Raw genomic sequence first — 24,249 nt, 5'->3', positions numbered from 1 at the left:
ATATGAGATAAGCGAGATAGAAGAAAGGCGGCGCCTTCATGAAGGTGCCGCCTCTTGGCATTCAGGTGGATTTACGTCCCGTAACCAGCAGTCCGGCGGTGCGCGCCGCCTTGACGAACGCGGTTCGAGCCTCGCGTGCGGTGCGCCAACCGTCGAGCGCGTCGCGGCAGGCGCGATAGGCTGCGCGCCAGCTCCGGCCGCGCGCCCGGTCCGGCCACTGCTGCATGCATTCGATGGCTTCCCAGCTGCTGGTGACCTTGCGCTCTCCGACGGATTGCAGCCTGAGCGTGATCGGCTCGGAAAATGGGACGTCTTTCATCACTTCCTCCTTCTTTCTGTTTTTAGAGCAAGTAACATCGTCGAATAGCAGCAAGGCGGCCGATCAGCACCGATGGACGAGAAGGTTCGTCTGCCTACGCGCTTCAAGACCTCCCGCCTCAAACCATGCTTGCGCCACCCCTGGCCTCTGTCCCGACGCCCCCGCCTCTGATTGCAACGGCCCGGCTATATGTCGTCGTCCGGCGGTTCGAGAAGCCCGATCAGCGTCGCTACCCTGGCCGACGGCAGCGGGCGGCCCTCGTTGACCAGCGCCTCATCGGCGCCGACCCAGGCAAAGGCCTCGCGCAACTCTTCGATCGTCGCGCCGGTCGAGGCGATGTCGGCGATGACGGCGTCATCGACCGGGCCCAGCACCGAAATGATCTCGTCGCGTGTCATGGTCATGATATCCTCCGTGCCGGTGCCGGCGCGACCCTCAAATGACGGTTGAAACCGGCATTATCAGTACAATCTGGCAACAAAAATCCTGGCAGCGGGACAGAATCTGGGTCTTGATTTCGGCCTGACAATAACCAAATTTAAATTGCCGGTTGCCGGATGGGACCGGCAGAACCCAGGGAGCGCCAAGCTCTTTGGCGTCCCTCGTACTATGTTGCTCCATGGAGGATGTAGCTATGAGAACCGCATTCGACTTTTCCCCGCTCTATCGGTCGAGCATCGGTTTCGACCGCATCTTCAACCTGCTGGAAAACGCGCCGCAGGCAGTCGAGACCTGGCCGCCTTATGACATCGAGCGAAGCGACGAGAACAATTATCGGGTGACGATCGCCGTCGCCGGCTTTTCCGAGGACGATCTCGACATCAGCCACGAGCCGAACCTTCTCATCGTTTCGGGCGAGCGCAAGAAACAGGACGAGGTGGAATATCTCCATCGCGGCCTTCCGGTGCGACCGTTCACCCGGCGCTTCGAGCTTGCCGATCACATGACGGTCACCGGCGCCTCGCTCAACAACGGCCTGCTGACGATCGACCTCGTGCGCCAGGTGCCCGAGGAGATGAAGCCGCGCCGCATCACGATCGCCAAGCAAGACGGCGCGCGCAAGGCCGGACAGGTCGAGAAGCCGAAGCAGGCCGCCTGAGCCAAGGCGATCTCTGGCGTTCGCCTTTGACACAACCAGTCGAGAAAGGAGAACAGCAATGGCTATTCGTGATCTCATTCCCTGGGGCCGGGAGAACAGTCCGGTTCCCAGCTTCTATCGTGACGAGGACCGCGACCCGTTTATGGCGTTGCATCGCGAGATGAACCGCATGATCGACGACGCCTTCCGCGGTTTCGAAACGCGCATGCCGATGCTCAGCGGATTTTCGTCGCCGCGCGCCAATTGGCCGAGCGTCGAAATCTCCGACAGCGAGAAGGAGATCCGCGTGACCGCGGAAATCCCCGGCATGGATGAGAAGGACATCGAAGTGATGCTCGACGACGGCGTGCTGACGCTGCGCGGCGAGAAGCGCTCCGAGACCGAGGACAAGGAAAGGCACTTCTCCGAGCGGTTCTATGGCCGCTTCGAGCGCCGCATCCCGCTTGGCTATGAGGTCGAGGAGGACAAGGTGAACGCCGCCTTCCATAACGGCGTGCTCACCGTGACGCTGCCCAAGACGGAGCGCGCGCAGACGAAGGCCAAGCGCATCGCCATCAGTGGCGGTGCCGCGAGCCCCGGCAAGAGCAAGCACTGACGACATCGGCAGCCGGACGCGCCAGCGCCGGCTGTGCAGATCGGGCCGCGTCCCGATCGGCCCGCGCGCTCCGCCAGAGGCGCGGGCTTCATTTGTTTAGCCGATGCGCCTGACGGCCCGAAGGCCGCATATTGAGTATCTGCGGGAGCATTTAGTAGCAGAGTCGCTACCGTGGCGTTCCTGGCGGCCAGGCAACGGAGCCCGTCATCCCATGGGGGTGGCGGGCTTTCGTATCAATTGTCGGACTGCCGGCCTGTCGGAGCCGAGCGAAAAGTCCTAGCCATCCGCTTGTTGTCGCCTGTTACGATCAACGGCGGAGGCGGCCACCGGTCTCAGGTCGCTCGCGCTCGCGTTCCGGCGTGGCGACCAGCAAAGCCGCGGCCGCGTTGGCGGCGGCGAGGGCAGCCTCGACCTGATGCCCGCGGGCAAGGCCTGCCGCGAACGCGCCGACGAACTCGTCGCCGGCGCCATGGGTGCTGACCACCTTCACCGGAAGGGCCGCCATTGCAAATGCCTCACCGTCGCGGCTGCAATAGGCAACGCCCTCCCCGCCGGCCGTGACGATTGCCGCCGGATAGAAATCGGCCAGCATGCGTGCCGCCTCGGCAGCCCCCTCGAGCGTGTCGACGACCGGGACGCCGGCCAGGAATTCCGCCTCGATGGCGTTGACGATAACGACATCGGTGAGTGCGATCAGTTCGCCGGACAGTTTTCGCGCGGGCGCGGCGTTGAGCACGACGCGCCCGCCATGCGCCTTCACCGCCCGCGCTGCGGCAATATTGGCGGCTTCCGGCACCTCGTTCTGCAGCAACAGCACCGCCGTTTGCGCAACCATCTCGGTCGCGGCGGCGATGTCCTTCTCGCCCAAGGTGAGATTGCTGCCTGAGACGATCACCGCGCCATAATCGCCGCCCTCGTCGAAGATCGCCACGCTCATGCCCGAGCCGGCGCCAGGCGCGACCCGCACGAAGCGGCTGTCGACGCCGCTGCGCGCGAGATTGTCGACAAGCGCGCGGCCGAAATCGTCATCACCGACGGCGCCAATCATTGCCGAGCGCACACCGGCCCGCGCCGCTGAGACCGCCTGGTTGCCGCCCTTGCCGCCGCATTTCGGCTGCCAGGCATGGCCGGTCACGGTTTCGCCCTTGCGCGGGCGGTCAGCCGCTTCGACCATGATGTCGTAGTGCAGGCTGCCGAACACGGTCACCAGCGGAGCCGTCATGTACCCCAGTCCTTCATGAGCCCCAACCTTTCACGAGGCCTTGTCCCGGCGTTTCGACGTCACCGCCGACATGGTGCGGCCGAGATTGCGCTCCGCCGCCTGGTAGTCGCGCTGCGCCACCGCGACGAACAGCGCGTCGAGAATGTTGAGCTGGGCGATGCGCGCCGCCGCGTTCTCGCCCATCAATGGCGAGCCCTGCGCGGTCGAGCACAGCACGATGTCGGCGACGGCGGCCAGCGGCGAGTTGTCGTAATTGGTGATGGCCAGCGTCCGGGCCCCGCTCTTGCGGGCCAGATGGATGGCATCGATGACAGCGCTGGTGTTGCCGGAATGCGAGAAGCCGACGGCGATGTCGTCGGCACCGAGCAGCGAGGCCGACATCAGCATCATGTGCGAATCGTCGTAGACTGTTGCGCGGATGCCGATGCGCAGGAATTTGTGCGAGACGTCGCGCGCGATCTGCGCCGAGCCGCCGACGCCATAGAAATCACGGGTCCTGGCGCGGTAGAGAAGATCGGCGGCGCGGTCGAAATCGTCCATGTCGAGGATCGCCAGCGTTTCCTCCAGCGCCTGGATCGAGGTGCGGAACACTTTTTGGACGATCTCGGCCGAACTGTCGTCGACCGACAGCTCTTGATGCATTTCGGCGGTCGGCAGGCGGCTGTATTCGTAGACCGCGGTGCGGAAGTCGCGATAACCGGAAAAGCCCAGCTTCTTGGCGATCTTGACCACCATTGCTTCCGACACGCCGGCCTCCTCGGCGATCTGCTTGAGCGGAATGGTTTCGTCGAAGCCGCGCCGTCCGAAGACGGTTTCCACCACCTTCGCCTCGAGCGGCGTCAGATGCGGCATCATCATGCGGATGCGCGGTCCGACTGCTTTCAGGTCCAGGTTGGTCAAGGTCATCCACGTCCCCTCGTCACGCGATCGATAAGCATCGCGGCGAGGATTATAAGGCCAGTTGCCAGGAGCTGATAGAAGGACTGGACATTCATCAGCGTCAGGCCGTTGCGCATGGTGCCGAGGATGACGGCGCCCAGGATGGTGCCGACCACGCTGCCCTTGCCGCCCATCAGCGAGGCGCCGCCGATGGCCGCCGCAGCGATGGCATCGAGCTCCCAGAGGTTGCCGAGAATGGGTTCGGCGGCACCCAGCCGGCCGATCAGGATTTGCGCGGCAAGGGCCGCCAGCAGGCCCGAGATCATGTAGGCGGCGATCTTGGTGCGGGCGATCGGCACGCCGGCTATGTAGGCGGCCTCCTCATTGCCGCCGACGGCGAGCAGATATTCGCCGAAAGGCGTCTTCTTGAGGATGATCCAGGCAATCAGCGCGACCCCGGCCACGATGATGACCGCCAACGGCAATCCGAACAGCGAGCCGTTGAAGATGGCGCGGAAGCCGGTAGGCAGGCCGAGCACCGGATTGCCGCCTGTATAGATCAGCGCCAGCGCCCGGTAGGTGCTGAGCGTTCCCAGCGTGACGATGAAAGGCTGCAGCCCGACATAGGCGACCAGCACGCCGTTGAGCAGCCCGCAGACAAGGCCGATGGCGAAGCCGGCGGCGATGGCCAGCGGAAACGGCACGCCGGCCACCAGCATAGAGGCCGAGATGACGGCCGAAAGGGCTGCCGTCGGCCCGACCGACAGATCGATGCCGCCCGAGATGATCACCAGCGTCATACCCAACGCCAGGCAGGCGTTGATGCTCGACTGCTGCAGGATGTTGATCAAATTGCGCTCGGCAAAGAAGCCCGGGACCAGCGCGCCGAAGACGGAGAGGATCACCACCAGGCCGATCAGCGTGCCGGCATCGCGCAGCGAAAACCGGTGCAGGAATTCAGCCCGTGGGCGGGCTGCTGTGTGTTCGGTTACATCAGTCATCTGCTGATCCTGTCTGTTATGCACCGGCCCGATGGTCCTGCGCCTTGCCGGCCCCTGCGCCTTGCCGGCCTTGTGTCTCCGATTGGGGTATGGCGTGCGCCGCGATCGCCTGTTCGCTGAGATCAGCCCGGTCGAGTTCGGCGGCGACCGTGCCGTCGCGCATGACCACCACGCGGTCGGCGAGCCGGATCACCTCGGGAAGCTCGGACGACACGACGATGACCGAATGGCCTTCGGCGGCGAGCTCTTCGATCAAATGATAGATCTCCGCCTTGGCGCCGACATCTATGCCGCGCGTCGGCTCGTCGAACAAAAGGATGCGCGTTCCCGCCGCCAGCCAGCGGCCGATGATCGCCTTCTGCTGGTTGCCGCCGCTGAACAGCCGGATCGGCCGCTCGAGCAGGAACGGCCTGAGATTGACCCGCTTCATCTTCTCGGCCGCGACCCGTTTCAGCCTGGCGTGATCGATGACGCCGCGCGGCGCGAACACGCCCATCGAGGCCAGCGCCATATTGCTGGAGATCGACCGCAGCGGGACGATGCCTTCGCGCTTGCGCTCCTCCGGCACCAGGCCGATGCCGGCGGCGATCGCGTTGCGCGGACTGGAAAGTTTGATCGCCTTGCCCTCGATCTCGACCATCCCTGACGAGGCGCGGTCGGCGCCGGCCAGCAGCCGCAGCAGTTCGGTGCGGCCCGAGCCGACCAGGCCGGCAATGCCCAGCACCTCGCCGCGATGCAGGTCGAACGAGACGTCATGGACCTTGGTTGCCGAGGCGAGGCCACGCACGCTCAGCCTGACCTCGCTGGAGGCGTGCGAGCGGTGCTGTTCCTGGGCAAGCTCGCGGCCGACCATCATCGAAACGACGGCTTTTTCCGACATTTGCGCCAGATCAACGGATCCGACCACGACGCCGTCGCGCATGATGGTCGCGCGTTGGCAGATGCCGAACACCTCGTCCAGCTTGTGCGAGACATAGACGACCGCGACACCGTCGCGCGCCAATCCGGCAATGACTTCGGCCAGCCGCTCGAACTCGCTCGGCGTCAAGCTCGATGTCGGCTCGTCCATCGCCACGATGCGTGCCCGATCGAGCAGCGCCCGGGCGATCTCGACGATCTGCCGCTGCGCGACCTTCAGGCTGCCGAGCGGAGCTGCCGGATCGATGGTCGGATCGATGGCGGCAAGGGCTTCCGCAGCGCGACGCTCCTGTTCGCGCCGGGCGACAAAGATGCCGCCGCGCGTCAGCGGATGGCCGAGGAACATGTTCTGGGCGACGCTGAGCTGCGGCACCTGCTGCAATTCCTGATGGATCATGGCGACGCCCGCGGCGCGCGCCGCGACCGGGTTGTTCAGCGTCGCCGGTCTGCCGTCAATCAGCACGCTTCCGGCGGTCGGCCTGTAGACCCCCGACAGAATGCGCAGCAACGTCGATTTGCCGGCGCCGTTTTCACCGAGCAGGCCATGGATTTCGCCAGCGCCGACCGAAAAGGACACATCGCTCAGCGCCCGCACGGCCGGAAACTCCTTGGAAATGCCTTCGAATTGCAGCCGCGCGACAGACATTGGTTCTATTCTCCAGGCAAAGGGCGCCAGCCGAAGGGGCCGGCACCCGCGATCCTGCCCTTAATTGCCCGCCGCAGCGTCCTCGAGCAGCGCCTTGCGCACGGCGTCGCCGGCGCCGGAATAGCGGTCGGCATTGTCCTTGGTGATCAGCGCCTGCGGCGTGGCGACGACGCGCGGCAGCTTCTGCCCGGCCACCAGCCGCAGCGCCGATTCCAGCGCCACCTCGCCGGTCAGCACCGGGAAACTATCGACGGTGCCGGTCAGCTCGCCGGCGCGGATCGAGGCATAGGCATCGGAGATGCCGTCGGTGCCGAAGACGGCGACCTTGTCCTGCAGGCCGGCGGCCTTGACCGCCTCGACGATGCCCAGCGCCATGCCGTCATTGTTGGCATAGAAGCCGATCAGGTCGGGGTGCTGCTGCAGGATGTTGCTGGCCGCGTCGTAGGATGTCTGGCGATCCCAATTGCCGGGCACGCTGGCAACGACCTCGAACTTGCCGGCCTCGGTGATCGTGGTCTTGAAGCCATCGGTGCGCTGGACGGCGGCATAGACGCCGGCCTGGCCTTCGACGATGGCGACCTTGCCGCCATCCGGCCGGTTCTTGATGAACCATTTGGCGACGCGCACGCCATTGTCGCGCTGGACATTGCCGACATAGTGCTCGGCCTGCGGAATGACCGCGTCATTGACGTTGACCACCGGCACGTTGGCGGCCTTGGCCTGTTCGATGATCGGCTGCAAATTGGAGTCGGTCTGCGGCGAGACGAGCAGCACGTTGTAGCCCTGCGTGACCAGGCCTTCGGCGATGGTCAGCTGGCCTAGCTGGTCGCCCTCGCTCTGCGCCGCCTGATAGACGACCGGCACGCCGACGCGATCGCCGAACGACTTGTAGCCCTCACCCAGCGAGCGCCAGTATTCGTTGGTCAGCGTCTTGGAGACGGCGCCCGCTTTGGTGCCGTCGGGCAGCTTGGGAAACGCGCCGAACTTGGCCTCGAGCTGCGACCAGTCGATGCGGTCCTTCTCGGTGTCGGAATTGAGCGGCGCGAGGTCGGCGGAAAAGGCGGAGCCGATGGACAGCGCCATCAGGCCAGCGGTGGCGGCGGCAAGCAGAAATTTCATGGTCTTTCCTCCCTTGTTGAAACGGCGCCGGCCTCAGCTGTCCGGCCCGAGCATGGCTTCCTGGATGATGGCTTGCGAGGCGACCGCGTCCTGACGGTCGACGGCGGTGGACAGGCGGTTGTCCTTTTCCAGTCGATCGACGACGCGCAGCATGCGCTTGACGGTGGCGATGTTGACTTCGCATTCGTGGACCGGATCGAGCCCGGTCATGTCGGGGAAGGTGTCGAAGTAGATGGCGCCGGCATAACCGTCGCGGCGGATCTGGCGAAGCAGCTCGATCGTCTGCAGCGTATGCACTGCGCCGACCATCAGGCCGTCGTCGCGCTTGGCGTAGCCATCGTTGAGATGCACGCCCAAGAGCTTGCTGTGGCGCGCCACCAGTGCTGCGGCAAAGGCCGGCTGCTCGTCGGCATAGAGCACATGGGCGAAATCGAGCGTCACGCCGAGATTGGGCAGACCGACATCGCGGATCGCCAGCAATGTCGTCGCCGCGTCGGGCATCAGGCTGTAGGAGCGCGGCTCGTTGGGCTTGTATTCCAGGCTGATCTGGCAGTCGGGATCATGCGCCGCTACTTCACGAATCCCATCGATTTCGTGTTGCCACAGCGTCGCGTAGTCGGCCTGGAAGGCATAGTCGAAGCCATCCTGCCCGAGCCACAGCGTCATCAGATTGGCGCCGGCCTCACGTGTGGCGTCGATGCCAGCCTTGGTCAGGTCGATGGCTTCGCGGCGAACAGCAGGATCCGGATTGGTGAAGGCGCCGAGCTTGAAGGCCGGATTGGAGTAATAGCGCATGGCGAAACCATTGACGGAAAGCCCGAGATCGCCGAGTTGCCGCGCCATTTCCGCAGGTTTTTCATCGACATGATCGGGGAAGTTGAGATCGAGGTCGGTCAGCCCCGCAACTTTCGCCGCACGCGCCGCCATCTGCAGCACGGACGGTTTGCCGACAAGATCCGGCCATTCGGCCTGTGGCCGCGAGGCAAAGGAATTGAGGCGTGTGGCGAAACGATTGGCTGTCATGGATGACCCTTTTATGGACATAACTTCACACTTTTTAGAATATTTGTAAAGTTATATTTTGAGGGATGGGCGATGCCGCAGCAGACTCTCCACATACTCTGCTTCGAGAGCACGGCGGTCACGTGATGCCTCGTCCGGCGCCGCCGATCGTGTACAACCGCACGCCGCCCTTGCGTCTTGCGCCCCGATTGATCATCCTCGCCGAAGTTGCACCGCGGCCGGGGGGTTCGCACATGCCGACGCTCTATGCGCTGAAACCGGCCTTCCAGGCGAAGCTGCGGCCGCTTGCCGACCGGTTGGCCGGGGCCGGCGTCACCGCCAACCAGATCACGCTGCTGGCCGCCGCCCTATCGGTCCCCACCGGCGTTGTGGTCGCGGCCCTTGCCGGCCATCGCGCGATCTTCCTGCTGATGCCGGTGGTGCTGTTTGTGCGCATGGCGCTGAATGCCATCGACGGCATGCTTGCGCGGGAACATGGCCAGGCCTCAAAACTCGGCATGTATCTCAACGAGCTCTGCGACGCCGTCTCGGACCTGGCGCTGATCCTGGCCTTTGCCGTCATCTTCCCAGCCTGGGGCGTCGTCGCCTTTGCCGTCGCGGCAGTGCTTGTGGAATTCGCCGGCGTACTCGGCATCGCGGCGGGCACGGGGCGCAACTATGCCGGGCCGTTCGGTAAGAGCGATCGGGCGCTGGCGCTCGGCATCGTCGCCGTCCTCGTCGCCTGCGGCTTGTGGGTGGAAGCGATCAGGCCGTTTGTGTTTCCGGCAATGGCTACACTCTCGCTGGTGACCGCCATCAACCGGATACGCAGCGGCCTTAACGGGAGCGGCGACTGAAATTCCGGTCGCATCCGCCTGGGGAAAAACATGCTTCATGAACCGACGATTGCTGCTTCTGCAAGTGAGCAGCGGGTGGCGCAGGAGCGCACCTTCCGCACCCATGACGGCACCGAGATCTTCTACCGCTATTGGCCGGCAGTCGGGCAACCCGCCAGGGGCGCGGTCGTGCTGTTCCACCGCGGCCACGAGCATGGCGGCCGCATGGCGCATCTGGTCGACGAAATCGACATGCCCGGCCATGCCTTCTACGCCTGGGACGCGCGCGGCAATGGCCGCTCGGCCGGCGAGCGCGGCTATGCGCCGTCCTTTGCCGCACTTGTGCGCGACATCGATTGCCTGGTGCGCGAGATCGGCAGAGACGGTTTTTCCCAGCGCGACATCGCGCTGATCGCGCAATCCTTCGGCGCTGTGCTTGCCGCCGCCTGGGTGCATGACTATGCGCCTGACATCCGCGCACTGGTGCTCGCCTCGCCGGCCTTCTCGGTCAAGCTCTACGTGCCCTTCGCCAGGCAAGGCATTGCGCTGTGGCAGAAGATCAAGGGCCGCTTCTTCGTCAATTCCTACGTCAAGGCCAAGCTCCTGACGCATGACCCCGAGCGCATCGCCTCCTTCGAGGCCGATCCGCTGATCACGCGGCCGATCGCTTCCAACATCCTGGTCGAGCTCTATGACCACGCCGCCCGCATCGTCTCGGATGCCCGCGCCATCACCGTGCCGACGCAATTGCTGATCTCCGGCAGCGACTGGGTGGTGCGGCATGGACCTCAGCACGAATTCTTCGTCAATCTCGCCAGCCCGGCCAAGCAGCGGCATGTGCTGCCGGGTTTCTTCCATGACACGCTGGGCGAGCGCGACCGCCGCAAGGCATTCGACCTGATCGAGCCGTTCCTCGAAAGCCAGTTCACGACGCCACACAAGCCGCTCGACCTGACCGCGGCCGACCGCGCCGGCTACACACGCGACGAGGCCGACCGGCTGGCTTCGCCGCTCGCCTTGCTGTCACCGAAAGGCCTCTACTGGGCAATGAGCCGCGCCTCGATCCGGGCGGGCGCCTGGCTGTCGTCAGGCATGAAGACCGGGATTGCCACCGGTTTCGATTCCGGCTCGACGCTCGACTATGTCTACGAGAACCAGGCGCGCGGCGCCGGTCCGCTCGGCCGCATGATCGACCGCATTTTTCTCGACGCCATCGGCTGGCGCGGCATCCGCCAGCGCAAGCTGCATCTCGAAGAGCTGATCGGCAGCGCAACCGCGACGCTGAAGGCCGCCGGCCGTCCGGTCCATATCGTCGATATCGCCGCCGGCCACGGCCGCTACGTGCTCGACGCCGTCGCCAAATGCACCGAGCCGCCGGCCAGCGTGCGGCTGCAGGATTTTTCCGAACTCAACGTTTCGCTCGGCTGCAGGCTGATCGCCGAGCGGCAGCTGCCGACCAGCGTCTCGTTCCACCAGGCCGATGCCTTCGACGCCGAGATGCTTGCCGGGCTCGATCCGGCGCCGGACTTGGCCACCGTCTCCGGGCTTTATGAATTGTTTTCCGACAACGCCATGATCGCCCGCTCGCTCGCCGGGCTGGCCATGGCGATGCAGCCCGGCAGCCTGCTTGTCTACACCAACCAGCCCTGGCATCCGCAGCTCGAAATGATCGCCCGCAGCCTGACCTCGCATCGCGGCGGCCAGGCCTGGGTGATGCGCCGGCGCACGCAAGGCGAGATCGACCAGTTGGTGGCGGCCGCCGGCTTCGACAAACTCGACCAGCGCGTCGACCAGTGGGGCATCTTCACCGTCTCGGTCGCGCGGCGCGTCTGAGCATGGTCTCGCCGGTCCTTGGCCCTGCCGCTGCCCCTGCCCGTTCTGCGCGCGAGCCGTACGCCGGGATCGTGCTGCGCGCGGCGCTGTGGCTGGCCTTTCTGGCGCCGTTCTTCTACGCGACCTACGGCTTCGCCAACTGGCTGGCGTCGCAGCGCGACGATGTCGGCAGCATCGTCTTTGCCTGGGAGCGCGGCATCCCGTTCGTCGCCTGGACGATCGTGCCCTATTGGTCGATCAACCTGTTCTACGGCCTGTCGCTGCTGTTGAACGATTCCAGGCGCGGCGTCGACCGGCTTGCCGGCCGCTATCTCTCGGCGCAAATCGTCGCCGTCGCCTGTTTCATCCTGTTCCCGCTGACGGCGACCTTCGTGCGGCCGCAGACATCAGGCCTGCCAGGTTTCCTGTTCGCGGTGCTCGGCGGCTTCGACAGGCCGTTCAACCAGGCGCCGTCGCTGCACATCGCGCTGCTGGTCATCATCTGGGATCATTGGCGCCACCGACTCAAAGGCATGGCCGGCGTCGTCTGGCATGCCTGGTGTCTGCTGATTGGCGCCTCGGTGCTGACGACGTGGCAGCACCATGTCATCGATATCCCGACCGGCGCTTTGCTCGGCTTTCTCGCCCTGTGGCTGTTTCCGCGCGACGGCGAATTGCCGTTCGCCGGCTTCCGGCTGACCGCTGATGCCAGCGCGCGGCGGCTGGCGCTGTTCTACGCGCTGGTCGCAGCACTGGCGCTGGCCGGCGCCGCTGCCGGCGCCTTCGTCTCGGCGCTGTGGCTGATCCTGCTGTGGCCGGCGCTGGGGCTGGCCATCGTCGCCTTCGCCTATGCCGGGGCCAACGCCAAAGTGTTCCAGAAGGCCGCCGATGGCAGCGTCTCGCTGGCCAGCCGCATTTTGCTGCTGCCCCACCGGCTTGGCGCCAGGATCAATGCATGGCTATGGACACGCAAGCTGCCGTCGCATGTCGCCATTGCCGACGGTGTCTTCCTCGGCCGCTTTCCCACCGCCGCCGAGGCCGGCGCCTTCGGCACGGTGATCGACCTTGCCGGCGAGCTGGAGCGGCCGCGCGGCGTCACCTGCCGCTGGACGGCTGTCGCCATGATCGATCTTTTGCCGCCATCGCCCGAGGCGCAGGCGCAGGCGGTGGCGGCGATCGAGGACGCGCGCAGCCACGGCACGGTCCTTGTCTGCTGCGCGCTCGGCTTCCAGCGCAGCGCCGGCGCCGTCGCCGCATGGCTGGTCGCCACCGGCCGCGCCGACACGCTGGCGCAGGCGCGAACCAAGCTCGCCACCACGGGCCGGCCGGTGCATCTTCACGTGGACCAGCCGGCATGAACAGTTCGAGCAATAGACGAAGCCACCTGTCAAAGTCGGCGCTGCCCCTCACCTGCCTGCTGGCATCCTCTCCCCGTATAGTGACGGGGAGAGGGGCGCGGGCATCAGCGGTTTCGCCAATCACCAGCGTTTTGGAAATGGCGCCGACACCGCGGCCAGCCCCTTCTCCCCGTCACTATACGGGGAGAAGTGCCCGGCAGGGCGATGAGGGGCGGCGCAAGCGCTTGGAAAAGGGCGGCACCAAACCTGAAGCGATTATTCCGGCATGAGTGCCCATCGAGACAAGGCCGATGCGTTCGCCGCCGAGCTGATGACGCAGGCGGTGTGGCCGCTGTTTTTGGTGCTGGCCGCGTTGGCGGCCGCGCCGGTCATTGCCGTGACAGCGCCGCCACAGGCGACCACGCTGGCGGCAACCGCCTGGCTGGTCGCGGCAGCGAGCGGCGTGGTCACTCTCGCCGTCTCGGCCCTGCTTTTCTTCGACACGTTGCTGTTCTGGCTGATGGCGAGCCACATCAGCGAGGCCGCCGGCGGCGCCTCGGTCGACGACGTGCTGGCGCGCATGCGCGTCAAACCGGCCACTGCCGGCATCCGCTCGCTCGACCAACGCATCGCGGGCACGCAACGCCTGCTGATGAAGCAGCGCATCGCGCTCGGCCTGTTCGTCGCGGCGTCCCTCGTTGCGTTGTCTTTGTGAGCCCGACGATGAGCAAGCTCGGCACAAGGACTTTTACCCTGCTGCAGACCGTGACCTCGGTCGGCCTGTCGGCGCTGGCCTGGGCGGTGACCGGCGTGCGGCCGATCTGGAACGGCAGCCAGCCGTCGGACCGGCAGCGCATCTACTTCGCCAATCATGCCAGCCATGGCGATTTCATCCTGCTGTCGGCCTGCCTTAGCGAAAAGCAGCGCGCCCGCACCCATGCCGTCGCTGCCGCCGACTATTGGGGAAAATCGCGGCTGCGCCGGCTCATCGCGCAGGACATGCTGTCTTCGGTGCTCATCCACCGGCAATGGACCGACGAGGCGCAGAACCCGATCTCGATCATGCTGTCGGTGCTCGACGAGGGCCATTCGCTGATCATCTTCCCCGAAGGCACGCGCAACATGACCGACCAGCCGCTGCTGCCGTTCCGCTCCGGCCTCTACAATCTGTCGATGGCGCGGCCCGACGTCGAACTCATCCCGTGCTGGATCGAGAACATGTCGCGGGTGCTGCCCAAGGGCCAGTTCGTGCCGGTGCCGCTGCTCTGCCGGGTCGTCTTCGGCGCGCCGATCGCCATTGCGCCCGGCGAAGAGCGCCGCGCTTTTCTGGAGCGCGCCCGCCAAACCCTCCTGGCGCTGAACCCCCGCCCGCCAACGCATGATGCGGAAAAGCGGAATCCGGTTTTCCGAAAAACATCGTGCGACCAAAACAGCATAGAGCCCAAAGAGCCTAGAGCCCAAAAAGCTGATCGTGCCGGTTGCGGTACCCGGCACGATGCTGCAAGAGACGACTAGAACATGCCAGTGCACGAGACCCTCATTCTGGTTGTCGGCCTCGCTGCGGTGCTGACCACGGCAAGCCTGGTCGCCGGCATCCTGTCGTGGCGCGCGCCGAAGCCGCTGTCGTCGACGCTGGTCAATCTCAACCAGCGCATCAACGCCTGGTGGGTGATGGTGGTGGCCATCACCGTCGCCTTCTTTTTCGGCCGCGCCGGCATGACCATCCTGTTCGCGCTGATCTCGTTTGCCGCCTTGCGCGAATTCGTGACGCTGACGCACAGCCGCCGCAGCGACCATTGGGTGCTGCTCGGCATGTTCGGCATCGTCATCCCGTTCCAGTACTGGCTGGTGTGGACCGCCTGGTACGGTCTGTTCACCATTTTCATCCCGGTCTACTGTTTCCTGCTGATGCCGGCGATCACCGCGCTGCACGGCGACACCGAGCGCTTTCTCGAGCGCGTCTCGGCGCAGCAATGGGCGGTCATGATCTCGGTCTACTGCGTCAGCCACGTGCCGGCGCTGCTGACGCTCGACGTGCCCGGCTTCGAAGGCCGCAACTTGTTGCTGATCGCTTTCCTGATCATCACCGTGCAAGGCAGCGACGTGCTGCAATACATCTTCGGCAAGCTGTTCGGCAGGCACCTGATGTCGCCCAAGGTTTCGCCATCGAAGACCTGGGAAGGGCTGGTCGGCGGACTGGCGACATCAAGCCTGCTTGGCGCGCTGCTGTCGTTCCTGACGCCGTTTTCGCCGCTGCAGGCGGCGGCCGTCGCCTTCATCGCCTGCCTGATGGGCTTCCTCGGCGGGCTCGTCGCCTCCGCCATCAAGCGCGACCAGGGGGTAAAGGATTGGGGCCATCTGATCGAGGGCCATGGCGGCATGATGGACCGCGCCGACAGCCTGGTCTTCGCCGCCCCGATTTTCTTTCACACGGTGCGCTATTTCTGGACCTGAGGGCGAGCTACAGCCTTATTCTGCAGCCGCAAGCGGCGCTTTCTTGGCGGCCGGCGGCGAATGCGGCGCCTGCCAGCGACCTTGAGCGCAACCTGAGGATCGCTCGACCACGCTACGCCTTCGAGTCTTGCCGCAGGTCGTGAGAGATGTTTCCCGTGGCTTTGCTTGGACCAGCAGGACCGCGGATGAAATAGTTAGGACGCAGCCACGATGCCTCGGCGGATGGCAAGGGCGACATCGGCGGAGAACGGCGGCACATCAAGCTTCAGCCAGCCGTCCGAATTCGCTTTCCATTCCGCCGTTTGCCTGCCGGCCGCGGTATCCCAGGCGATGACGCGATAGGTCCCGCGAGCCAACCCGGGCAGCTCCAAGGTGGCCGGAACCGGCGCAGCGCCGGCGCGAAGCATACCGTTTCGCCCGATCGTGTCGCGGCGAACCAGCCAGACCACCGCCTGGGAATCGTCGCCGCAGGCAACAGCCGCGGCGTCGGGACCGGAAACCCGCATCTTGTTGCCGAGATGGGCACGCCGGAACGAAACCCAGTCGATCAGAGGGAGGAAATCGGCCAGCGAACGCTGCGCCCGCCGCATGCCGGGGGTGAGCACATGCGGGGTGCGGTTTGGCCACCGCATGCCGCCACCCGCGCCCCCCGCTGCCAGGTGAGCCCATTGCAAATGGCGGAAATATTCATCATCGAAAGGTTCCGGAAGCGTGATCTTCTTGTCCTTGAACGAGTGGATCGGGCCGTGCTCGGAATCGAGAAAAGGGCGGCCGTCACGGATTTCGCCGAGCGCCTCTCCGACGATCCGAGCCGCGCCGAGCGCCGGCGCCACCGTGTCACTGGGGTCATCGATCGTGCCCTCCTCGTAGAGATGGAGGGAGGCGAAGTCGAGGTCTGGGTGGCGGAAGATCGGCCCAGGCAGCGGCATGTGGGGCCGCCAGCGAAGCTCAGGTCCGAACAGCGAGACGGTCTGCGGGTGAGAGCGGCCGTAAAGTGACGTTTCCAGCCGGCGCACAAAATCGCTGAGATCATGGATGAAGGCGCCGAAGCCATCCGCGCTGCCCTGAGCCTGCTCGGGATGGATCTCGTTCCAGAGGTCCCATGCGAAGAAGGCTCCGCTGCCGCTCCATCTGCGAACCACGAATTCCAGCCTTGCCTTGATCGCGCGGCGCGTCTCGGCGCAGACCAGGAATCGCGACGGGTGGTCCAGCACGCCTCCGTTATTGCGGTTGTAGGGGTGGTGGTGCCAGTGGAGCCACTGCCAGAACGTATCAAAGGGGGTGAGCAGGATTCTTAAGCCCTGTTTTTCGCAAAGACGAAAGAGGTCGTCCCACAATTGCACCATTGCCGGCACGAAGCGGCCTTGCGGCTTCTCGAAGTAGCGGTGGCGAACCTGGGCATATTCCAGCATCAGCCTGAGGCAGGTGACGCCGCTTTCCTTCAGCCAACGGAGATGATTTTCCACGCCGGCCATATCGGCGCGCCGGAACAGGCCATTGAGTTCGGGCCAGCTTACCGCATCGTTCTGCCCGATCGGCGTCCATGCCTCGCCGTCCTCGGTGGCGAAATAGGAACCGGCTAACTTGATCCAAGGCAGGCCGGCGGCCGATCTCGGCGCAGAGACTTCCACTTCCCCGACCAGCGGTATCGCCAATCTAATATCGTTCAAAGGCATGCCCCGAATTTCGTCCCCGGAGCGGTATAACTGCCGCGGTGGCAAAATGTTTCGCCGGGCTGGCAGGCCCAATGGACTCTCATGTATTTGCGGTGCAAGGATGCCCTGCCCCAGTCGGAGCGAAGGAACATCTCCTTCTCCTAAGCGACAGGCTCGAAGGCCTGACGCACCTCCGGTGGGGTCACCCGGTCCCAAACGCATCTATGCAGGAACTGGACCGCTTTCTTCCACTCAGGCCCCTTCTTGAGCAGTCATGAGTTGGTTAAAGGCTCCCTCGGCGTGGTTGATCCCCAGGTCGATCGATCCTGACGAAGAACGGAGGGGTGCATCAGGTTGGCCAATGACATCAACGCCGACTTTGTGGCGTGGGCATGCGTCGCCAGGGAAACTGGCGCGACACTGACTGGACTGATGAGGAGACCGCCCGGTGCAGTCTGGTCCACCCAACTACGCGGTATCGTTCCCCGGGTTGGTCAAGCCAGGACGCGATCATGGTCCGTAATTTGCTGCGCCCTTGCGTCCATCGCGACACAACGCCATCACCTGCGTGAAACCGTCTGCGCGAAGCTTTGCCCGATGCCGTTTCGACGAGATGCTGCTCGGCGTCGAGCGTAGGCACTTTCGGAACAAATCGGCCATCCGCTGCTTAGAGAAGTCTAGAGCCATTGGCATGGACTGGCGAAGACCAAACGTGGCGAACTATCTGACACTGCCTACGACTACATCGAAGGGGGTGGTCGTGGAAACACCGCGTGGCGCCGAAGCAAAGTTGACTTACAAGCCCAAAAAGAAGCTTTTCGAATATACGCGGCCGCTTCCAGCGGGCCTGGCCTACCCGTACGACTGGGGCTTTCTGCCTTCTACACTGGGCGACGATGACGATACCCTCGACGGTCTAGTCATCCATGAGGCCACCAGCGCTCCCGGTGTTGTCATCAAGTGCGATCTGCTGGCGGCTCTTTGTGTCATGCAAGCGGAGAACGGCGAGACCGTGAAGCCGTGAAGCTTGAGCCATCCGACCTCATCATCGTTACGTTATGGACTATCGCAGGAACGCGGATGAAATAGTGATGGCGCAGCCACGATGCCTCGTGCTGGTCGTCCCTGTTAGCCGACTCGTGAAAGGACTTGCTGATCCAGGTCGCACCTAGCCAGTCCGAAACGCCAGCGATGATTCGTTGCCTCACGTCTGCTCTGGTAAAACAAGGTCAGTTTCCCGCCCTCGATCATCACCGTCGAATGGCCGTTCTCCCCAGGCTCACCAGGATCAAGCACGGGGCCGACCGACACGTAGGGACCCTGGACGTCGTCGGCGATGGCGAAGAATACGCGCTGACGACTTCCGCGCGGACCTTCGGGAAGGAAGCAGGTGGCGTTGAGAAGCACGCGACCGTCGGGTAATTCGACCAGTTGGGCGCCCTCGATGCCCCATTCGTAGTCAGGATGCTCGCGCACGTTGTGATGGGGAACGTCGAGATGGTCCAATATCTTGCCGAGACGTTTCCACGGCCCGAACCAGGAATCGGATTGGCTGCGCGCCAGATAGACGTCAGGCTGCGGCACCCTGGTGAATTTAGGCATGCCTGAATAGACGATGTAGCGCTTGCCGCCGATGATCGCCGGATGGGGATCATAGATCCCGTCCTCATCGGTGTCCGGCAGGGACAATATCGCCGGATTCAGCACCACCCAATGAAAGCCATCGTTGGACACCGCATGCTCGCAACGTCCGCCGGACTTCATGAATTCGGTCTGGATGAACATGTGGAAAACGCCGCATTCATGGATAACGCCGGGCGCCGCTATGCCCGATCCGGTTACCGCCAAGTCGAGCGCCTCATGCTCAGTCCACGGCCCATAAAGGTCCGGAGCCGTGGCATGTAGTATTTTCCAGCTCTCGGTCGCGACAGTGCCGCTGGAACCGAAGACGTGCCAAAGCGTGCCGTTGAACACCGGACAAGGATCCTTCAGATCATCCACGGACTGCGGGTGAAACAACGTAAGCGCGTAGGCGTCCCCACGTAGCGTGCAGGCGGTTGATCGCTCATTTTCAGCATGAATCATGCGGAGAATCCTATGAGCGACAGTATGAGCCATCATCGAACATTCGAGATTTTGACGGCGGAGCCTGTGCCGTCCCGACGCAAGCCGCGCCATCGGTCGGACGAAGAGAAGGCACGGCTTGTCGCCGAAGCGTTCTCGCCAGGGGGCAATGTCTCGGCGGTTGCGCGTTCCGAGGGGCTGGACCCCTCGCAGCTCTATGCGTGGCGCCGCAAGGCGCTTTCGTCGGGCATGGTTGCGCCACTGACGGAGGGAGCGAGCAAGCCGGCGAAGTTCACGCGCTTTGAAGCGGTGGGCAGCGACACGGTGGAAATCGTCATTGGCGACGCAGTGGTGCGCGCCGGCGGCGATGTCGATCCCGATCGCCTGGCGAGGATCATCCGCGCGGTTCGTAAGGCATGATCGCTTCCGGTGTGGTGGTTTACGTGTCGTGCCAGCCGGTCGACTTCCGCAAGGGCGCGGCATCTTTGATGGCGCTGGTCAGGGATGGCGGCCTGGACCCATTCTCGGGGGCACTTCACGTATTCCGTTCGAAGCGTGCGGACCGGGTTCGCATCGTGTGGTGGGACGGCAGCGGGGTTTGTCTTTATTCGAAGACTCTGGAAGATCACAGCTTCTGCTGGCCGGGGATATCGGCCGCGCGCATGCGTCTCGACCACGCCCAGTTGATGGCGCTTCTGGCCGGACTGGACTGGAAAAAGATTCGTCCGGCCAGGGTCAGGCGGCCGTTATCGACGGGCTGAAACCGGCCTGCGGCAAGATGAATCATGCGGCTGGAACGGTTGGGAAAGCGGCTGTTTTTGTGCTCTGTTGCTTGCCATGGTTCTACCGGGTCTTGCCCTTCCCGACGACGTTGATGCGCTGAAGGCGATGATCCTTTCCATGGCTCGCGAGCAGGCTGCAAGCGAGGCCCGGATCGCAGTCGCCGACGCTCGGATCGCAGCATCTGAGGCGGAGGTCGCCCGGCTGAAAGCTGTCGAGAAAAGCGCCAGCGAGCGGATCGCCAATCTCACGTCAATCCTGAAAGTTTTACAGCGCACGCAACATGGCACGCGTTCCGAGCGGCTACGCCTGGCCATCGACGACGAGCAGGCCTCCTTTGCCTTCGAAGAGGTCGAGACCGGCCTTTCGGAAATCCGGAGCGAACTCGACCGCGCGGTCGGGAACAAGCCGAAGCGCGCCCCGCGTCCGCGCAAGGGCTTTGCTGCCCACCTCGAACGCATCGAGGAGGTCGTCGAGCCGGAAATCCCGGCCGACTGCGAGGGGCTTGAAAAGGTTCTGATCGGCGAGGATCGATCCGAGCGGCTGGACGTCGTGCCGCCGAAGTTCCAGGTCATCGTCACGCGCCGTCCCAAATACGCCTTCCGGGGCCGTGACGGCGTGGTCCAGGCTCTGGCGCCGGCGCACATCATCGAAAGCGGGCTGCCGACGGAGCGGCTGCTCGCCTATATCGCCGTCTCCAAATACGCCGACGGCCTCCCGCTTTATCGGCAGGAGGCGATCTATCTGCGCGACGGCGTCGAGATCAGCCGGTCGTTGATGGCGCAGTGGATGGGGCATCTGGGCTTCGAGCTGCAGATGCTTGCTGATTACATACTGGAGCGCATCAAGGAGGGCGAAAGGGTCTTCGCCGACGAGACGACCTTGCCCACCCTTGCCCCTGGTTCCGGGAAAACCACGAAAGCCTGGTTGTGGGCCTACGCACGGGATGACCGACCCTATGGCGGAACCAGTCCGCCAATGGTTGCCTATCGTTTTGAAGACAGCAGAGGTGCGGATTGCGTGGCGCGCCACCTCGCCGGATTCAGCGGTATCCTGCAAGTGGATGGCTACTCGGCCTATACCAACCTGGTCAAGGCACGGGCCAAAGCCGGCAGCAATGAAACAATCCGGCTCGCCGGGTGCTGGGCTCACCTGCGGCGCAAATTCTACGACCTGCACATCAGCGGGGTCTCGCAGGCCGCGACGGATTCGATCATCGCCATGACCGAATTGTGGAAGGTCGAGGACGAGGTCCGCGGCAAGGATGCCGGAAGCCGCGCCGCGCTACGTCAGGAAAAGTCCGTGGCCATTGTCGCGAGCCTCTTCGATCTATGGGAAGCGGAACTGGGCAAGGTCTCCGGAAAATCCAAGACCGCCGAGGCGATCCGCTACGCGCTCACCCGGCGGGAGGCGCTGGAACGCTTTCTGATGGACGGTCGCATCGAAATCGACTCCAATATCGTCGAGCGTGCAATCAGGCCCCAGACGATCACGCGAAAGAATAGTCTATTCGCCGGCAGCCACGGCGGTGGACGAACCTGGGCGACGGTAGCCACCTTGCTGCAAACCTGCAAAATGAACAGCGTCGATCCGCTCGACTGGCTCTCGCAGACCTTGACCCGCATCGCTCAAGGCTGGCCGGCATCCGAAATCGAAATGCTCATGCCTTGGAACTTTAGGCCTGACGTTATCGGCTGACCGCTTACGAAACAACGGAAAGACGTTGGTTTCAAAGTTGAACTTCATTCCTTGCGGCTCTCTCACGGTGGCTGCCTGCATCGGCCCATGCGTCGGGCCATCTGTGGCGACCAAAACGAATCATGCGCAGCTCATTAACTCTTATACCCGCGCTCATGAATGGTTGTTGAACGATTGAGCGGATTTCAGCCGTTCCGTGGCAATGCGCCACATTTGGCGATCTGAAGCTGCAAGGGCCTCCGCCTTGGCCGAGGCGAAATGTCCGTCGGGTGTTGGTAGCAGCGCCGCTTCTCTTCGAACAATCGCGGCTCGGGGGCTCCAATTAAAATCCGTGGAACAACTTACTCGAATGAAAGTTAAACGTACGGAGAAAGCTTCAGCAGGAGCGTGCTTCGATTAACATATGTTAATCCAGAGACTTACAAACTATAACTAAAGGGTTTCTTACATGAAAATCACGGGCGGCAAAAAAAATAAATCAAATACCCCCCTAAAATCCTCTATCTTACTTTGCTTTTCTCACCTCAGGTGGGATTTCGTACACCAACGCCCGCAGCATATTTTGACGCACGCCTCAAAGCAGCAGCAGATAATTTACTTTGAGGAGCCGGTCTACGAGGAAATACGCTATCCTTCGATGCGGGTGAACGATCGGTCTGCAATGATCACAATCGTCACCCCGGTTCTTCCGGCCGGCATTTCCGCAACAAAGGCAGACGCCATCCAGCGCAGATTCGTCGACCAGATCGTCTACTCAACTCCGCATGACCGGCTGACTATATGGTACTACACGCCCATGGCGCTGCGTTTCAGTGACCATATAGCCTGCGATGTATGCGTCTACGACTGCATGGATGAACTCTCCGCCTTCAAGAACGCGCCGGCAGAGTTGACGCAGATGGAAAGGGCGCTGTTCCAGCGCGCTGATGTCGTGTTCACGGGCGGACAGAGCCTGTACGAAGCCAAACGATGCCTCCCAAATCGATCTTTCCCTTCCCCAGCAGCATCGACGTTGCGCATTTTCACAAGGCAAGAGAGCCCGGCGATGACCCTGTAGACCAGGCAGACATACCTTACCCGAGAGTGGGCTTTTTCGGTGTGATCGACGAACGGCTCGACATTGAGATGATCGCGCAAGCGGCTGCGGCAATGTCCGATGTGCATTTCGTCATGCTCGGCCCGGTGGTCAAGATCGACCCGCTAAGCCTGCCGCGCGCAAGTAACTTACATTGGCTGGGTGCCAAGTCCTACGCCGACCTGCCTCGCTATCTCAGGCACTGGAGCGCCGGCTGGATGCCCTTCGCGCTCAATGAGGCGACACGCTATATCAGCCCGACCAAAACTCCTGAGTTCCTGGCCGCCGGACTGCCGGTGGTCTCCACGGCGATTGTGGACGTCGTGCGCACCTATGGTGCCGAAGGCCTGGTCGACATTGTTGACGGCGAAGACATCGAAACCAAGCTTCGGTCCCTTCTGTCACGTCCCCGGAATTTCCTGTTGAAGGAAGTCGATGCTTACCTCGCTAACATGTCCTGGGAACGAACATGGGACGCAATGGCTGCCCATATTCAGCGCGCCGATGCAATGAAAAGCATTGTGCCTTTGCGCCGGGGAGCCTGACCATGTTCGATTGGTTGATTGTCGGCGCCGGCTTCGCTGGCAGCGTGCTCGCTGAACGCATCGCATCGCAACGGCAGGAAAGCGTCCTGCTCATTGACCGGCGAAACCACGTCGGCGGCAACGCTTATGACTGCTATGACGAAGCGGGGATTCTGGTCCACCGCTATGGGCCGCATATATTCCACACCAACGCCCGATCGATCATCGACTACCTCTCGCAATTCACCGAATGGAGGCTTTACGAACATCGCGTACTGTCGTCGGTCGACGGAAAACTGCTGCCGATACCGATCAACCTCGACACGATCAATCGCCTGTACTGTCTTGAATTGACGCCCGAGCAGTTGGAGGAGTTCTTCGCATCCCGGCGAGAAACGGTCGAGGAAGTCCGGACCGCCGAAGACGTGGTTGTGAGCACCGTTGGCAGGGAACTCTACGAAAAATTCTTTCGCGGCTATACAAGGAAGCAGTGGGGCGTCGATCCGGCCCAACTAAGCAAGTCCGTGACTGCGCGGGTCCCTACCCGGACCAACCGCGATGATCGCTACTTTGGCGACACTTTCCAGAATATGCCGGCTGGCGGGTATACACGCATGTTCCAGCGCATGCTGGACAACCCAAGGATCAAGATCATGCTGCAGACCGATTATCGCGAAATTCGCGACAAGATCCCCTTTCAGCGGATGATCTACACCGGGCCGATTGATGAATATTTCGACTGGAGCCTTGGTCGTCTGCCTTATAGGTCACTGCGGTTCGAGCACGTGACGCTTGATTGCGAGCAGTTTCAGCCGGTCGCCGTTGTCAACTATCCGCAGACGGAAAACTATACCCGCATTACCGAGTACAAGCATCTGACCGGTCAGCAGAGCCCGAAGACCAGCCTGACTTACGAATATCCAACCGATATCGGCGATCCCTATTACCCGGTGCCGCGGGCGGAAAACGAGGGGCTGTACAAACGCTATGAAGCACTGGCAGCGGCGTGCCCCGACGTGTGGTTCGTCGGGCGCCTGGCCACGTACCGCTACTACAATATGGATCAGGTCGTCGGTCAGGCTTTGGCGACGTTCGCGCGCATTCAACAGAGCCTGCCGGCAAACGGCACCGTGCAGATGCTTACGCAGCGGACGATGCTTGGCCAACATTCGGAGCAGTTCCCCACCTACTGACGTGGCCCGCTCCTTCTTCGA

General features: G+C 63.3%; 24 protein-coding genes and 1 pseudogene. 15 read left to right on the top strand and 10 right to left on the bottom strand.

Annotated features, from left to right (window positions below; all coding sequences use genetic code 11):
* Window positions 1-61: 61 nt before the first annotated feature.
* The gene (locus JG739_RS13170; RefSeq protein WP_202366819.1) at window positions 62-319 is read right to left on the bottom strand and encodes a DUF982 domain-containing protein; all 258 of its coding nucleotides are present in this window, start codon (window positions 317-319) and stop codon (window positions 62-64) included.
* 185 nt (window positions 320-504) lie between these two features.
* A complete protein-coding gene (locus JG739_RS13165) occupies window positions 505-723 on the bottom strand; it encodes a hypothetical protein (RefSeq protein ID WP_370463520.1) in 219 nt (72 codons plus the stop codon).
* 230 nt (window positions 724-953) lie between these two features.
* Between JG739_RS13165 and JG739_RS13160 the strand changes: the two genes are divergently transcribed.
* Together JG739_RS13160 and JG739_RS13155 are read left to right on the top strand one after the other, a co-directional pair.
* Complete coding sequence (locus tag JG739_RS13160) at window positions 954-1,418, top strand: Hsp20 family protein (RefSeq protein WP_202366818.1); 465 nt, start codon at window positions 954-956, stop codon at window positions 1,416-1,418.
* Between the two features lie 58 nt (window positions 1,419-1,476).
* The gene (locus JG739_RS13155) at window positions 1,477-2,013 is read left to right on the top strand and encodes an Hsp20/alpha crystallin family protein (protein WP_202366817.1); all 537 of its coding nucleotides are present in this window, start codon (window positions 1,477-1,479) and stop codon (window positions 2,011-2,013) included.
* Window positions 2,014-2,320: 307 nt separating this feature from the next.
* Here JG739_RS13155 and JG739_RS13150 read toward each other — a convergent pair whose 3' ends face one another.
* The 6 genes from JG739_RS13150 to JG739_RS13125 are packed head-to-tail and all read right to left on the bottom strand — an operon-like array spanning window position 2,321 to window position 8,821.
* The gene (locus tag JG739_RS13150) at window positions 2,321-3,235 is read right to left on the bottom strand and encodes a ribokinase (RefSeq protein ID WP_202366816.1); all 915 of its coding nucleotides are present in this window, start codon (window positions 3,233-3,235) and stop codon (window positions 2,321-2,323) included.
* A 30-nt stretch (window positions 3,236-3,265) separates the two neighbouring features.
* Window positions 3,266-4,141: a MurR/RpiR family transcriptional regulator gene (locus tag JG739_RS13145; protein ID WP_202366815.1), complete on the bottom strand. Its 876-nt coding sequence runs from the start codon at window positions 4,139-4,141 to the stop codon at window positions 3,266-3,268.
* Window positions 4,138-5,115, bottom strand: coding sequence for an ABC transporter permease (locus JG739_RS13140; protein WP_202366814.1), 978 nt, complete (start codon window positions 5,113-5,115; stop codon window positions 4,138-4,140). Before JG739_RS13140 ends, JG739_RS13145 begins: the two co-directional genes overlap by 4 nt.
* A 16-nt stretch (window positions 5,116-5,131) precedes the next feature.
* The gene (locus JG739_RS13135) at window positions 5,132-6,679 is read right to left on the bottom strand and encodes a sugar ABC transporter ATP-binding protein (RefSeq protein WP_202366813.1); all 1,548 of its coding nucleotides are present in this window, start codon (window positions 6,677-6,679) and stop codon (window positions 5,132-5,134) included.
* Window positions 6,680-6,739: 60 nt separating this feature from the next.
* A complete protein-coding gene (locus JG739_RS13130; protein ID WP_202366812.1) occupies window positions 6,740-7,798 on the bottom strand; it encodes a sugar ABC transporter substrate-binding protein in 1,059 nt (352 codons plus the stop codon).
* 33 nt (window positions 7,799-7,831) lie between these two features.
* Window positions 7,832-8,821, bottom strand: a complete 990-nt coding sequence (locus tag JG739_RS13125; RefSeq protein ID WP_202366811.1) for a sugar phosphate isomerase/epimerase family protein — start codon at window positions 8,819-8,821, stop codon at window positions 7,832-7,834.
* 233 nt (window positions 8,822-9,054) lie between these two features.
* Here JG739_RS13125 and JG739_RS13120 point away from each other — a divergent pair, with 233 nt between their 5' ends.
* The 6 genes and pseudogenes from JG739_RS13120 to JG739_RS13095 all read left to right on the top strand — a co-directional run bounded on the left by JG739_RS13120 (window position 9,055) and on the right by JG739_RS13095 (window position 15,239).
* On the top strand, window positions 9,055-9,657 hold the full coding sequence (locus JG739_RS13120) for a CDP-alcohol phosphatidyltransferase family protein (protein ID WP_202367451.1): 603 nt from the start codon (window positions 9,055-9,057) through the stop codon (window positions 9,655-9,657).
* A 30-nt stretch (window positions 9,658-9,687) separates the two neighbouring features.
* Window positions 9,688-11,469, top strand: coding sequence for a bifunctional alpha/beta hydrolase/class I SAM-dependent methyltransferase (locus tag JG739_RS13115; RefSeq protein WP_202366810.1), 1,782 nt, complete (start codon window positions 9,688-9,690; stop codon window positions 11,467-11,469).
* Window positions 11,470-11,471: 2 nt separating this feature from the next.
* The gene (locus JG739_RS13110; RefSeq protein ID WP_202366809.1) at window positions 11,472-12,806 is read left to right on the top strand and encodes a phosphatase PAP2/dual specificity phosphatase family protein; all 1,335 of its coding nucleotides are present in this window, start codon (window positions 11,472-11,474) and stop codon (window positions 12,804-12,806) included.
* 265 nt (window positions 12,807-13,071) lie between these two features.
* Window positions 13,072-13,500 carry a hypothetical protein gene (locus JG739_RS13105; protein ID WP_202366808.1) on the top strand — a complete coding sequence of 143 codons (429 nt, stop codon included), beginning with the start codon at window positions 13,072-13,074 and terminating at the stop codon, window positions 13,498-13,500.
* An 8-nt stretch (window positions 13,501-13,508) separates the two neighbouring features.
* Window positions 13,509-14,168, top strand: a pseudogene (locus tag JG739_RS13100) (lysophospholipid acyltransferase family protein); the annotation flags it as partial.
* A gap of 135 nt (window positions 14,169-14,303) precedes the next feature.
* Window positions 14,304-15,239: a phosphatidate cytidylyltransferase gene (locus tag JG739_RS13095; RefSeq protein ID WP_202366806.1), complete on the top strand. Its 936-nt coding sequence runs from the start codon at window positions 14,304-14,306 to the stop codon at window positions 15,237-15,239.
* 194 nt (window positions 15,240-15,433) lie between these two features.
* Here JG739_RS13095 and JG739_RS13090 read toward each other — a convergent pair whose 3' ends face one another.
* Window positions 15,434-16,894: a hypothetical protein gene (locus tag JG739_RS13090; protein ID WP_202366805.1), complete on the bottom strand. Its 1,461-nt coding sequence runs from the start codon at window positions 16,892-16,894 to the stop codon at window positions 15,434-15,436.
* Window positions 16,895-17,606: 712 nt separating this feature from the next.
* On the opposite strand from JG739_RS13090, the gene JG739_RS13085 reads away from it, so the two are divergent.
* Window positions 17,607-17,918 (top strand): inorganic diphosphatase, encoded by a 312-nt coding sequence (locus JG739_RS13085; RefSeq protein ID WP_244749881.1) that lies wholly within the window; start codon window positions 17,607-17,609, stop codon window positions 17,916-17,918.
* Between the two features lie 104 nt (window positions 17,919-18,022).
* On the opposite strand, the gene JG739_RS13080 is transcribed toward JG739_RS13085, so the two are convergent.
* The gene (locus tag JG739_RS13080; RefSeq protein ID WP_244749879.1) at window positions 18,023-18,979 is read right to left on the bottom strand and encodes a hypothetical protein; all 957 of its coding nucleotides are present in this window, start codon (window positions 18,977-18,979) and stop codon (window positions 18,023-18,025) included.
* A 12-nt stretch (window positions 18,980-18,991) separates the two neighbouring features.
* On the opposite strand from JG739_RS13080, the gene JG739_RS13075 reads away from it, so the two are divergent.
* The 6 genes from JG739_RS13075 to glf all read left to right on the top strand — a co-directional run bounded on the left by JG739_RS13075 (window position 18,992) and on the right by glf (window position 24,228).
* Window positions 18,992-19,378 carry a transposase gene (locus tag JG739_RS13075; protein ID WP_183445375.1) on the top strand — a complete coding sequence of 129 codons (387 nt, stop codon included), beginning with the start codon at window positions 18,992-18,994 and terminating at the stop codon, window positions 19,376-19,378.
* Entirely contained in the window at window positions 19,375-19,719 is a 345-nt protein-coding gene (gene tnpB / locus JG739_RS13070) for an IS66 family insertion sequence element accessory protein TnpB (protein ID WP_183445374.1), read from the top strand. Before JG739_RS13075 ends, tnpB begins: the two co-directional genes overlap by 4 nt.
* Window positions 19,720-19,795: 76 nt before the next feature.
* Window positions 19,796-21,436, top strand: a complete 1,641-nt coding sequence (tnpC, locus tag JG739_RS13065) for an IS66 family transposase (protein WP_183445373.1) — start codon at window positions 19,796-19,798, stop codon at window positions 21,434-21,436.
* A 448-nt stretch (window positions 21,437-21,884) separates the two neighbouring features.
* Window positions 21,885-22,493 (top strand): hypothetical protein, encoded by a 609-nt coding sequence (locus tag JG739_RS35330; protein WP_244749878.1) that lies wholly within the window; start codon window positions 21,885-21,887, stop codon window positions 22,491-22,493.
* Between the two features lie 41 nt (window positions 22,494-22,534).
* Complete coding sequence (locus JG739_RS35325; protein ID WP_244749876.1) at window positions 22,535-23,056, top strand: glycosyltransferase; 522 nt, start codon at window positions 22,535-22,537, stop codon at window positions 23,054-23,056.
* A gap of 2 nt (window positions 23,057-23,058) precedes the next feature.
* On the top strand, window positions 23,059-24,228 hold the full coding sequence (gene glf / locus JG739_RS13055) for a UDP-galactopyranose mutase (RefSeq protein WP_202366803.1): 1,170 nt from the start codon (window positions 23,059-23,061) through the stop codon (window positions 24,226-24,228).
* Window positions 24,229-24,249 lie beyond the last annotated feature (21 nt).

Source organism: Mesorhizobium sp. L-2-11 (genome assembly GCF_016756595.1).
Taxonomy (GTDB): Bacteria; Pseudomonadota; Alphaproteobacteria; order Rhizobiales; family Rhizobiaceae; genus Mesorhizobium.
The sequence above is the reverse complement of the archived record's forward strand: the minus strand, read 5'-3'. Positions and strand labels throughout refer to the sequence as shown.